Origin of the sequence: Bacillus sp. AFS077874 (genome assembly GCF_002566505.1) — a bacterium.
GTDB lineage: Bacteria > Bacillota > Bacilli > Bacillales > Bacillaceae_G > Gottfriedia.
The window spans coordinates 52,608-65,521 of record NZ_NUYF01000013.1 but is presented as its reverse complement, the minus strand read 5'-3'; the positions used below and the strand labels follow the sequence as shown (position 1 = coordinate 65,521).

The following is a 12,914-nucleotide window of genomic DNA, read 5'->3' as shown; positions in this document are numbered from 1 at the left end:
TTTGAAAGGGGAAAGAATTTTGACTGTTAAAGTAATGACAATTTTTGGAACGAGACCAGAAGCGATTAAGATGGCGCCACTAGTGCTTGAGCTAGCTAAACATCCTGATCAAATAGAATCAATTGTGACGGTTACAGCTCAGCATCGTCAAATGTTGGATCAAGTTCTCGAAATTTTTGAAATCACGCCTGATTATGATTTAAATATAATGAAGGATCGCCAAACTTTAATCGATGTAACAACAAGAGGTTTGGAAGGTTTAAATAAGATTATGCAAGAAGTAAAGCCGGACATTGTATTAGTTCATGGTGATACGACAACTACTTTTATTGCTAGTCTTGCAGCTTTTTATAATCAAATTGCAATTGGTCATGTTGAAGCTGGTTTACGTACTTGGGACAAGTATTCACCATACCCAGAAGAAATGAACCGTCAATTAACTGGTGTTATGACGGATTTACATTTTTCTCCTACGACAAAATCAGCACAAAATTTATTAGCTGAAAATAAAAAGGAAGAAACAATATTTATTACTGGTAATACTGCGATCGATGCACTTAAAACAACAGTAAAAGAAGAGTATGCTCATCCTGTTCTTGACCAGATTGGTAATGACAGATTAGTCTTAATGACTGCACATCGTCGTGAAAATTTAGGGGAACCAATGAGAAATATGTTTAAAGCGATTAAGCGCTTAGTCGAAAAACATAGCGATATTCAAGTTGTGTATCCTGTACACATGAATCCTGTTGTTCGCGAAATTGCAAATGAAGTATTAGGTAATGACAATCGAATTCATTTAATTGAACCACTGGATGTCATTGATTTCCATAACTTTGCTGCAAGATCACATTTAATCCTAACTGATTCTGGTGGTGTACAAGAAGAGGCACCTTCATTAGGCGTACCAGTACTTGTTTTACGTGATACGACGGAACGCCCTGAAGGAATTGACGCTGGTACTTTAAAGCTTGCTGGAACTGACGAAGAAGTTATTTTCTCGTTAGCCGATGAACTGTTGTCGGATGAAGAGGCACATGCAAAAATGTCTAAAGCATCTAATCCATATGGAGACGGTGAAGCTTCAAGAAGAATTGTTGAAGTGATTATTCAGCATTTTAAAAATAAGATTTAACGATGAAAGACTATTTTTGCAAATTTTGTAAAGATAGTCTTTTTTGAGCTTTCATTTTTATCAAAATAAAAAGCTGATTTTGAAATGAATCAAAAATCAGCTTTCTTTATTTAGCGTGTTTTGTAATATTGAATTGTTTTATCTAAACCTTCTTTAAGTGTATTACTTGGTTTCCAGTTTAATAATTGAATTGTTTTTTCGTTGTTTAAATAACTGTGTTTAATATCTCCAGATCTTTCTTCTGCAAATACCATTTCAATTTTAGTATTAATAACTTCCTCTGAAATTTTTAATAAATCAATTAAGGATGTTTGTGTATTTGTCGATACGTTACAAATCGTATTGACTGGATTTTTACTTGCAAGAAGATTAGCCGCAACAATATCATCTACAAATATAAAGTCACGAGTTTGCTCACCATCTCCAAAAATAGTAAATAATGAATTAGATGTTATGCAATCCACTAAAATACTAACAACTCCGCCTTCACCTTTCGGATCTTGACCAATGCCATATACATTTGCATAGCGGAATACAGTATATTGAATGTTGTGTAGTTTATGATACATATCAAAATAAAATTCAGGAGAAAACTTAGAAGCACCATAAGGTGACAGTGGTTGAATTGGATGCTTTTCATCTACACCAAGATAGTGAGGTTCTCCGTATACAGCTGCAGATGAAGCGTACACAAGCGTTACATCCTTTACTTGTTTTAATAGACGAGCTGATTCAAGTACATTGATTGTTCCTAAAATATTGATGCTAGCATCTTCCATTGGATTTTTAACAGAGAATTGTACATCAATTTGTGCAGCATGATGATTAATAATATCTGGTTGCTCTTTTAGAACGATTTCAGAAAAGTTATTACTTCTAATATCCTCTTCATAAAAAGTTACATCTGATGGAATATTATCTATAGAACCTGTAGATAAGTTATCAACGACAACTACTTTATAACCTTCATTTATATATGCTTTTACTAAATTAGAACCAATGAAACCGGCCCCACCAGTAACTAATACCTTTTTCATACTTATTTCTCCTTTTGATTTCTAGTTTATCAATATATGTAAATTAACTTAGGAAAACAATGGTAGTAGATTGTAAACATAATTAATCATTTTTAGTCTATCAAAAATAAATAAAAATATCCATATTCATCTATTGAGATAGGGCATATAGAGTAGTGGTTAGACAAAAAAACTACACCATCAAAAGGTTAAAATGTTATTTATTGTTTCCTACTTTTACAGAAATATTTGTGACAAGAAAACAAAAATGGTTATTAATTTAATGTTCATTTTAAAAATGGTATGATAAACTAGATTTTTTGAAAAAATAATAATATTACAATTCGCTCTTTTAATGAAAGCCTTATACTGGCAAAACAAAACAATCATTAGAATAATGAATCGTTCTTTTATACAGTATGATATAATAATTTGGCAATTGATGAGTAAAACAGAATATGAAAATCATATTGCGAATTAAATTTAAACAAATATAGGAGTGCAGTACTAAATGAATTCTATTGATAAAAGTCATGATTATCTATTTTCAATCATTATGCCAATTTATAATGTTGAAAAATTTCTTGTAGAGGCTATTGATAGTGTAATAAACCAAACAATAGGTTTTGAAGAAAATATACAACTTATTTTAGTTAACGATGAAAGTCCAGATGATAGCGAAAAAATTTGTATAGATTATCAAAATAGATATCCTAAAAATATTCAATATTTAAAGAAGCCAAACGGCGGAGTAAGTAGCGCTAGAAATTATGGAATTGATTATATAAAAGGAAAATATGTTCAGTTTCTTGATCCAGACGATACGATTTCAATTGATACATTGTTAAATGTGTATACATTCTTTGAAGAGCACGAAGAAGAGATTGATCTTGTTGCGATTCCAATTAAATTCTTTGAGGCTAGAACGGGTAATCACACATTAAACAATAAATTTGGTAGAACTCGAGTGATTGATATCATTGAACAACCAAATCTATTATTAACTCACGCAGCTTCAGCTTTTATTAAAAGTGATTTAATGAAGAAATATCAATTTGATCGTAATTGTAGAATTGGTGAGGATTGTAAGTTAGTAAGCCATGTTATTTTAGAGAAAAATAAATATGGTGTTTTAAAAAATGCTAGTTACAACTACCGTTTAAGAAATGACGGCACTTCGGCAATGCAAAATGCTATGAAAAATGACTGGTTTATCCATTCATTAGATACGTTTAGTTTAGATCTTATTCATAAAAGTATTGAACAAGTAGGTGAATTACCTGAGTATATTCAATACATCATCATGCATGATTTAAAATGGAAGTTTTCTATTAAAAGCCAAGCAGATTCTCCATTAAGTGATGAAGATTATATTAAATTTAAAAATAAGATAAAAGAAATTTTAACTTATATCGACGACGAAGTAATTTTAAAAACGAAAAAAATTAGTCAGTTCTATTTACATTTTGCACTAAGTCTTAAACACAATACACCTTTAAAAGAAGTTTTTACAAAAACGATCGAAGAACTAGAGCAAGGTCAAGATATAGGATTATATCGTGACGAGTACTTAGTTACTAAGCTATCTAAAAACAAAGTTACAATCGAATTTATTGAAGAAAAGAATTCAAACCTTATGATTGAAGGCTTCTTTGGATCGTTATTTGATCGTGAAGAATGTAAAATTATCGCTAAGGTCAATGGTGTTGATTATGTAGGCGAAGATGTAGATCGTACGGTTAATCAATATAAAAGTTTAGATGAAATTATTAAAAAATATAAGGGATTCAAAATTTCAATTCCTTTCTCTAAACTTCCAGATGATTTTAAAATCGAATTTTTTGTAGAAGTTGATGGAGTACAAGTTCAAGTAAATTATAATGTGAATAAATTTACAGGTCTTTCAAAAAGAATTAGAGGTTCTTATTCAGCAAAAGAAAAATATATCTACTCTTGCAGAACGCATCATATAAAGGTAACGAAAAAAAGTGGTGCCAAAAAGCTTATAAACGAACTTAAGTTTATGCGTGGTTTATGGAAACTTGGTTCAGTTCATGCGAAAAAGGCAATCATTACGCGACTTGTCGCAAAGACATTGAGAAAGCTAGAGTCAAAACCTGTCTGGTTATTTATGGATCGACAAGATAAAGCAGATGATAATGCAGAACGATTATTTAAATTTGCTAATTCTCAGCAAAAATCAATTAAAAATTATTATGTCATCAAAAAAGACGCACCTGATTTTGAAAGAATTTCAAAAGTAGGAAATGTTGTTCCTTATGGTTCATATAAGCATAAATTCTTGATGTTAAGAGCGTCAAAAGTTATTTCGTCCCATGCAGACCAATGGGTAACGAATCCTTTCTTTAAAGCGGAGATTTATTATCGAGATTTGATGACGTTTGATTATATTTTCTTACAACATGGTATTACTATGGCCAACTTAACACATTGGTTAAATAGATTTAATAAAAACATTCGTAAAATGTTTACTTCCGCTCACCTGGAAGCTCAATCTTTAATTGAAGGTGACTATAGCTATACAAGTGAAAATATAAGATTAACTGGTTTTCCAAGATATGATGGTCTAGTTAATAATGACCAAAAACAAATTTTAATCATGCCTACTTGGAGACAGAATCTAGTTCTAAGAAAAAACCAGGCTTTAGGGGTTAGACCTTATAACGAAGCATTCAAAAAATCTGAGTATTTTAAGCGTTACAATGATTTAATTAATGATCCGAAGTTAATCGATTTTGCGAAAAAGAATAATTACAAAATTATCTTTTTCCCACATCCAGAAATTCAAATTCAAAACAGAGATTTTGATAAAAACGATTATGTTCAATTTGCTGACTATAACACAAGCTATCAAAAACTATTCAATGAATCGAGTATCTTACTGACAGATTATTCTTCTGTTGCTTTTGATTTTGCATATCAGAAAAAACCAGTAATCTACTATCAATATGATTACTATCATTTTGAAAAAGGTTATTTTAACTTTGAGACGATGGGCTTTGGGGATATTATCGACAATCACGATGTGTTAGTGGATAAATTTATTTCATATATGGCTAATCAATGTGAAATGGAAGACAAATACAAAGAACGTGTTGATTCTTTCTATGCTTATACAGATCGAAATAATTCTCAAAGGGTTTTTGATGAAATAATGGAAATCGAGGATGGTTTAAAGTAATCAATGTGGTCAAGGAGGGACTGTTCAAATTGGACAGTCTCTCTTTTATCGACAGAGTTTGTCAAACTGTAACATGAATACTATGGGCATTTAATGGAATTATAGGTCTAATTATGTTACAATACCTCTTGTTTTGTAGTTTCCGAGTGTAATATTACTGTTTAGGAGGTGTATTAATATTACAGCTAACAAAAAGAAAATTTTATTAATTACTCAACACTTCTATCCTGAAATTGGGAGTGCTGCAAATCGATTAAAAAATATTTATCTAGAATTAAAAGAAAAAAATTACGATGTGAAGGTACTTACTTTACACCCTAGATATCCAAGCCGCGAGCTTTATGAAAATAAGCGATTCTGGAATGAAAAACTAATCGATGAAGATGATATTGTTCGAGTTGATACATCAATTAAAACTCATTCTACAAGTATCATTAAGAGACTTTATTTATACTTAGAAGTTATGTTCCGTTTTATAGGAGCTATTTTTAAATATAAAAAGGAATTCGATTATATTTTTGTAACGTCACCACCAATTTTCGTTGGTATTGCTGGATTAATAGCAAAATGGAGATTAAAAGCACCTTTAATATTAGATATTAGGGATTTATGGCCAGAATCCTTAGTAGGTGTTAAAGTGTTCTCCAATAAATTAATCCTATCTACGGCATATAAAGTAGAAAAACTATTATATAAAAAAGCAACAAGAATCATTGTTAATAGTCGTAGCTTTATAAACTATATGACAAATAAAAATGTTCCTGCTGACAAAATCAAGTTCGTTCCAAACTCACTTTCAGAAGAAGAACTATCAATTGAAGTTCCGAGTAATGACGATAGCCAAAAAATTGAAGTGACGTATACAGGTAACTTAGGATTTGCTCAAGATTTGAACAAACTGTTAAGTGTTGCTGAAATGTTCAAGGAAAATCCAAATATATTTTTTACGATTGTAGGGTACGGTAAAAATACAAATGAAGTAAAAAAATATATTGAAGATAAACAGTTAGAAAACGTAACATTACACACTGCTAAGTCTCGTAATGATACACTTAAAATCGTATCAGAATCTGATATTGCGTATGTCAGTCTAGTTGAACAGGAAGTTTTTAAAACGGTATTACCTGGAAAAATCATCGATTATATGAGCGTAAAGAAACCTATTATTGCAAATGTATCAGGTTATGCAGGTGAAATTATTGAAAGTGCAAATTGTGGTATTGTTCTCAAAGAGGGATCAGTACAGGAATTGTATGAAAAAATAATTGAATTAGCTAATAATCCAGCATCGAGAAAAACGCTTGGTGAGAATGGATACAATTATGCTTATAAAAATTTAAGATGGAAAACGAATATTAATGTGTTAATTCAAGTGATGGAGGAAATCCATGAATAAGAAAGTTTGTGCATTTGTGTTTAACCACTTTACAAATGATGCGCGTGTATTACGTGAGTGTTCAGCATTAGCTGAAGTAGGTTATGATGTAGATTTAATTGCATTGCATGATGATTCGGATACATTACCGAAGAGAGAAAGATATGAAGAAGGTTTTAATGTCATTCGTGTAAATAATCGTTTACCATTTGGAATCTATCATTTAATCAACTTTTGTGCAAAGCTCAACATTTTCTTTAAATCAAATATAATGACAAAATTACTTGCAGCAATCTTATTAGTTGCTGGGTTATTTGTTAACATTATTGCAACGATTATTATTGCAGCCGTTATTATATTATTTGGGAATCGTTATGTAAGAGTGATTTTAACGAGGGGTTATAATATTCTTCAAATGATTTACCATGGGAGTAAAAAGAAATATGATATATACCATGCAAATGATTTAAATACATTACCACAAGGTATTTTGTGTGCTAAAGTGTTCCATCGTAGTAAATTAGTGTATGATTCACATGAAGTACAATCTAGTCGATCTGGCTATGAAAATCCAATCTTTGGTAAGATTGAAAAGTTTTTAATACGTTACATCGATATTATGATTCATGAAAATTATACTCGTGCGAAATACACTCAAGATTTATATCATATTGATTTACCTGAAGTGATCCATAACTATCCGTTCGTATCAAAGCCTGAAGAAAAAAAAGCAATCAATTTACATGAAGTACTTGGATTAGATCCAAATGAACCTATTTTGTTGTATCAAGGTGGGATTCAAAAGGGTCGTGGCTTAGAGCTAATCGTTAAGGCTACTCCTCAGTTTAAACGTGGGACAGTTGTATTTATCGGAGACGGTAAAATTAAGCCTGTGCTTTTAGATTTAGTAGATAAAATGAATTTAGAAAATCGAGTGAAATTTATCGATAAAGTACCAGTAGACGAGCTTTTAAATTATACTCGAAACGCTTATCTTGGTTTTCAAGTTTTAAATAATATTAATTTCAATCATTACTCTGCATCATCAAATAAGTTGTTTGAATATATGATGAGCGGTGTTCCAGTTGTAGCATGTAGCTTCCCTGAGATCCAAAAGGTTGTAGAAAAAGAATATGTCGGTGTATGCGTTGATTCACATGAAGTCGATTCAATTGCTGAAGGTGTAAACTATCTTTTAGATCACCCAGAAAAAAGAGATAAAATGAGTGTTAATTGTTTAGAAGCACGTCACCATTACAATTGGAATAATGAGAAAAAGATTTTTATCGATATATATGACAAAGTATTAAATGGTCAAAAGCTAGCGACTAATGTAGGATAAAAACTATTTACTTCCTAATACGGGGTGTAATTTAATGACAGTTTACAGTCTAAGCGTAATCTTAATTAATTTTAATAACGAAATGTTTATTAAAGATACAATTGAATCAGTAATAAATCAACGAATGAATAATTTAGAGTTGATTATAGTAGATGATGGTTCGACAGATGGTAGTTTAGAAATAAGTAGAAACTTTACTGAAAGACACTCTAATGTCAAACTCATTTCTCAAAAAAATAGCGGACCTAGTGCTGCTAGAAATACGGGAATCCAAGAAGCAACTGGAAAGTACATTACTTTTCTAGATAGTGATGACCTGGCAATTAAAGGTGCTTATGAAAAATTACTGGCAATAGCAAATGAAAATGATGCTGATACAGCAATCGGAAATTTTATTTGCTTTAATGATTTGAAAAAGTGGCGCCTAGCATATATGGGGAAGGTATTTAAGAAGAATCTACCTTCCATTAGACATGTAAGAAAAAATAGCGAACTACATTTTACACCTGCTGTTTGGAATAAACTTTATAAAAGAGAGTTTATTTTACAAAAAAATATTCAATTTGATGAATCATTAAGAATAGGCGAAGATTTACTCTTTACAGAGAAAAGCTTATTGCTTTCGAATAAAACAGTTGTGAAGGATATTGACATGATTCAATATCGGGTAAATGATTTAGATAGTAGTTTAGTAAAAAAAGTAAGTCTTAGCTTTTTCGAACAATTATTAAAAACCCAAAAAGAACTAACTAATCTTTATAATGAATTAGAGTTAATGCAAGAAATAAAAACAATAGAAAATAGACAATTTAGATTCTTTTTTGATTCAATTTATATGAAGGCTTCTAAATTAAGTAAAGAAGAACAATTTTCTTTATATAATATTTGTGTTGATTTTATTAACACAATTAACAATAAAGAGTTTTTTACAAATTTAAAAAATCGGGATTTGTTATTACTTCAATTAATATTAGATGAAAACAAAGATGGCTTTTTGAAGTTTTTAAATGTATTAACAAATAGTGAAGTCCCAAAAGACCAAATAAGAATGAATAGTGAGTATCATAAATACTTGTTAGAGCATTTTCCAGATTATGCTGTTGATTCATCGAAAAATACTTTTCTTATTGGTCAAACTATCAAAAATATTAGTTTAGAAAAAGGAATCTTTACAATTGGTGGTTCCATTTATTATGCGAATAGCCCATCAGCGATTAAAAGTATGGAAATGGTTTTTACCAATAACAAAAGTAGAGAAATAATCAACGTTAAATTAGTAGATCATGCAACGAATGAACGGAAAGAAACGCATTCCAAACAATACAAATACGTTGATTTTAATACAGTAGCGATTCCGATTCTATCGTATTTGTCATCAGGTGATTGGAAAGTCTCATTTAAGACGCAAGTCGAAGGTTTATTCTATCAGACTGATCTTCAAATTTTTAAAAGCGATAGGGGACACTTAAAGTCGTCAATTATAGGAAAACAACAAATTACACCTGTTTATGTAAATCATGAGTTAACTTTATCTATTAAAGAAGTAAGTACGAGAGGTAGAATTAAATTTTTAGGTAATAAGCTTAAAAATTTTACGAAAAGATTTGTATAAAGATATAAAATCTATTTAAATGATAGGGACCAAATAATTTGTATTAAAGATTTTATAAAAGTTTTATTAAGTGGATATAAAATTGTAAAATTTATATTATATTTCGTATTTGGGTAATACTGAAAATATTAATTTATTGTATTATTATTGTTACGGTGTATATCTATTTTAGAAAAAAATTATAAAATAGCATTAATGTAATTAATACAAATTAAGTGATTTTATTGAAAGAGGTAATCTAAATGAAAATTTGTACAATTGGTCTAGGATATATTGGTTTACCAACATCAGCAATGTTCGCGAAACATGGGGTAGAAGTAGTTGGTGTAGATATACATCAAAGTGTTGTTGATAAGCTTAATGCAGGGGAAATTCATATTGAAGAACCAGGATTAGCAGATGTAGTGAAAGATGTAGTGTCTAAAGGTTTATTTAAAGCTTCTTTAACACCTGAAGCTGCTGATGCGTTTATTATCGCAGTACCAACACCAAATAATGATGATGAGCATAAATCTTGTGATTTAACTTACGTATTAAGTGCAGTTAAATCGACGATTCCTTATTTACAAAAAGGAAATGTATTAATTGTAGAATCAACAATTGCTCCACGTAGTATGGATGACTTTGTAAAACCATTAGTAGAAGCATCAGGTTTTACAGTTGGAGAAGATTTATTTTTAGTACATTGTCCAGAACGAGTATTACCTGGTCAAATTATGCACGAATTAATATATAATAATCGTATTGTTGGTGGAATTACACCTCAATGTTCTGAAGCAGGAGCAAAAGTATATAGTACTTTCGTACAAGGTGAAATTATTCGTACTGATGCAAAAACTGCGGAAATGTCTAAGTTAATGGAAAACACATTCCGTGATGTTAATATCGCACTAGCAAATGAACTGACAAAAGTATGTAATACGCTTGATATCAATGTACTAGATGTAATTGAAATGGCAAATAAACACCCACGAGTTAATATACATTCACCTGGTCCAGGGGTTGGAGGGCATTGTTTAGCAGTAGACCCTTACTTTATTGTGGCAAAAGCACCTGATCTTGCTAAAATAATCAATCTTTCTCGTGAAACAAATTCATCTATGCCTAGCTATGTTGTTGAGAATGTTAAGAAAATTATTGGAAATGTTGACCATCCGAAAGTTGCTGCTTTCGGTGTAACGTATAAAGGTAATGTTGATGATATGCGCGAAAGTCCAGCAATGGATATCATTGAACTATTAAAAAATGAAGGCATTACTGTAGCAGCTCATGATCCACACGTTGCTAGTACAGAAACATTTACACTTCTATCTGCAGAAGATGCAGTAAAAGATGCTCATTTAATTTTAGTACTAACTGATCATAATGAATTCAAAAACATGAATTATGATGAATTAGCACCTTTAATGAAAAACCCAATCGTTTTTGATACTAAAAACTGTGTTAATTCTTCAAATAGTTCAAAAATGAATTTTGTAAACTATGGTAATATAAATAAAGTAATTAAAGAGAATGTGGTAAATCTATGAATAGTATAAAAACAGTTTTGCAAGAACAGATTAATAATCTATCACTCATATTCCGATTATCGTCATATGAGACGCGTAAAGAGTATGCTGATAGCCAACTTGGCGTTATCTGGGTTTTCTTAAACCCACTATTTCAAATTGCAGTATATTGGATAACTTTCGGTACAGGTATACGAGGCGGAGCTCCAGTTAATGGTATTCCATTTCTAATTTGGATGCTTTGTGGACTTATTCCTTGGTTCTTTATTAGTAACTCAATCATGCAGGGATCAAGTTCTATTTTCAATCGTATTGGGACCGTTTCAAAAATGAATTTCCCATTAAGTATCATTCCTACTTATGTGGTACTTTCAAGATTTAATACCCATGTATTTATGATGGGAGTACTATTTATTGGGGTTGTTATCAGTCAAGGTTTTGATCAAATGAATATTATTGCTCTGATTTATTTTATGATTGCAGGCTTAATATTTAATATTGTATTAGGGCTATTTACTTCTACACTTTCAACAATGATTAGGGATATTCATCTTTTTATTCAGTCCTTTACTAGAATGCTCTTGTATTTAACTCCTATTCTGTGGGAGCCATCTAGAGGTTCTGGTGCATCAAAAATTTTATTTTTTATAATGAAATTAAATCCTTTTTATTATATTGTAGAAGGTTATCGTGGAGCTCTTTTATATGGTCATTCTGATATTATCTTCTCAAAATATACAGTTTATTTTTGGGCAGTGTTAATAATCATCTTTACAATTGGCTCTATTTTCCATATCAAGTTCAGAAAGCAATTTGTTGATTTCCTATAGAAGGTGAACACAATGACAAAAAAAGTTATTTTTAAAAATGTTACAAAAAAGTTTAAAATGTATAGTAAGCCGACCGACAAGCTAAAGGATTTATTCTTTGGCGGTAAAGGTGGCGAATTCTTTCATGCCCTTAAAGATGTATCCTTCGAGGTTGAACAAGGTGAAATCGTAGGGATCATTGGATTAAATGGATCTGGTAAAAGTACCATGTCAAACTTAATTGCGGGTGTGACAATGCCAAATGAAGGTGAAGTAGAAGTAAATGGTGTTGCTTCACTAATTGCCATTCAAGCTGGTTTAGATAATCGACTAACTGGTTTAGAAAATATTAGACTTAAAGGTTTAATGATGGGTCTTACGGTAAAACAAATTGAAAAAATTACGCCTGATATTATTGAGTTTGCTGAAATTGGTAAGTTTATTAACCAACCAGTTAAATCCTATTCAAGCGGTATGAGATCAAGATTAGGATTCGCAATTTCCGTTAATATTGATCCAGACATTATGGTAATTGACGAAGCATTATCTGTTGGTGACCCAACATTTACAAAACGTTGCTTAGATAAAATGAATGATTTTAAAGAACAAGGAAAAACAATATTCTTTATTAGTCACTCATTAGGTCAAGTAAGGGATTTTTGTACAAAAGGATTATGGATTCATTACGGAAAAGTGGTAGAGTATGGAGACATTAGTCCTGTATGCGATAACTATCAAAAGTTCCTTACTGAGTACAATAAATTATCTACTGAAGAACGTACAAAAGATCGTGAAAAAAATATGCATTATAATTAATTAAATAGTTTATGGGACACCTAAGTTTGAAAAAGCTTAGGTTTCCTTGCATTATATATGTGAAATACTTTATTATTCAGTTGAGTGATGATTAAAAGC

8 protein-coding genes and 1 pseudogene are annotated in these 12,914 nt (G+C 30.7%); 8 read left to right on the top strand and 1 reads right to left on the bottom strand.

All coding sequences use genetic code 11. The features are described from left to right. The first annotated feature begins 34 nt into the window (after positions 1-34). Positions 35-1,135, top strand: coding sequence for a non-hydrolyzing UDP-N-acetylglucosamine 2-epimerase (gene wecB / locus COJ46_RS15625; RefSeq protein ID WP_483294967.1), 1,101 nt, complete (start codon positions 35-37; stop codon positions 1,133-1,135). Between the two features lie 110 nt (positions 1,136-1,245). On the opposite strand, the gene COJ46_RS15620 is transcribed toward wecB, so the two are convergent. Continuing rightward, on the bottom strand, positions 1,246-2,172 hold the full coding sequence (locus tag COJ46_RS15620) for an NAD-dependent epimerase/dehydratase family protein (protein WP_098566066.1): 927 nt from the start codon (positions 2,170-2,172) through the stop codon (positions 1,246-1,248). 490 nt (positions 2,173-2,662) lie between these two features. Between COJ46_RS15620 and COJ46_RS15615 the strand changes: the two genes are divergently transcribed. From COJ46_RS15615 to tagH, 7 genes and pseudogenes are all read left to right on the top strand, one after another. Continuing rightward, entirely contained in the window at positions 2,663-5,353 is a 2,691-nt protein-coding gene (locus tag COJ46_RS15615) for a CDP-glycerol glycerophosphotransferase family protein (protein ID WP_098566065.1), read from the top strand. A 295-nt stretch (positions 5,354-5,648) separates the two neighbouring features. Then, on the top strand, positions 5,649-6,749 hold the full coding sequence (locus COJ46_RS15610) for a glycosyltransferase family 4 protein (protein WP_483295510.1): 1,101 nt from the start codon (positions 5,649-5,651) through the stop codon (positions 6,747-6,749). Then, positions 6,742-8,070, top strand: a complete 1,329-nt coding sequence (locus tag COJ46_RS15605) for a glycosyltransferase (protein WP_098566063.1) — start codon at positions 6,742-6,744, stop codon at positions 8,068-8,070. The genes COJ46_RS15610 and COJ46_RS15605 overlap by 8 nt, the downstream gene beginning before the upstream one ends. A 34-nt stretch (positions 8,071-8,104) precedes the next feature. Next, complete coding sequence (locus COJ46_RS15600; RefSeq protein ID WP_098566062.1) at positions 8,105-9,682, top strand: glycosyltransferase; 1,578 nt, start codon at positions 8,105-8,107, stop codon at positions 9,680-9,682. 242 nt (positions 9,683-9,924) lie between these two features. Continuing rightward, positions 9,925-11,211 (top strand): nucleotide sugar dehydrogenase, encoded by a 1,287-nt coding sequence (locus tag COJ46_RS15595; RefSeq protein WP_098566061.1) that lies wholly within the window; start codon positions 9,925-9,927, stop codon positions 11,209-11,211. Next, positions 11,208-12,020: an ABC transporter permease gene (locus COJ46_RS15590; protein WP_097973322.1), complete on the top strand. Its 813-nt coding sequence runs from the start codon at positions 11,208-11,210 to the stop codon at positions 12,018-12,020. The genes COJ46_RS15595 and COJ46_RS15590 overlap by 4 nt, the downstream gene beginning before the upstream one ends. A 12-nt stretch (positions 12,021-12,032) precedes the next feature. Next, positions 12,033-12,797: pseudogene (tagH, locus tag COJ46_RS15585) on the top strand (teichoic acids export ABC transporter ATP-binding subunit TagH); the annotation flags it as partial. Positions 12,798-12,914 lie beyond the last annotated feature (117 nt).

What these genes read in the sequence shown, in the direction of transcription:
- wecB (WP_483294967.1), top strand. Translation starts at nt 35, where the DNA reads ATGACAATTTTTGGAACGAGACCAGAAGCGATTAAGATGGCGCCACTA.
- COJ46_RS15620 (WP_098566066.1), bottom strand. Translation starts at nt 2,172, where the DNA reads ATGAAAAAGGTATTAGTTACTGGTGGGGCCGGTTTCATTGGTTCTAAT.
- COJ46_RS15615 (WP_098566065.1), top strand. Translation starts at nt 2,663, where the DNA reads ATGAATTCTATTGATAAAAGTCATGATTATCTATTTTCAATCATTATG.
- COJ46_RS15605 (WP_098566063.1), top strand. Translation starts at nt 6,742, where the DNA reads ATGAATAAGAAAGTTTGTGCATTTGTGTTTAACCACTTTACAAATGAT.
- COJ46_RS15600 (WP_098566062.1), top strand. Translation starts at nt 8,105, where the DNA reads ATGACAGTTTACAGTCTAAGCGTAATCTTAATTAATTTTAATAACGAA.
- COJ46_RS15595 (WP_098566061.1), top strand. Translation starts at nt 9,925, where the DNA reads ATGAAAATTTGTACAATTGGTCTAGGATATATTGGTTTACCAACATCA.
- COJ46_RS15590 (WP_097973322.1), top strand. Translation starts at nt 11,208, where the DNA reads ATGAATAGTATAAAAACAGTTTTGCAAGAACAGATTAATAATCTATCA.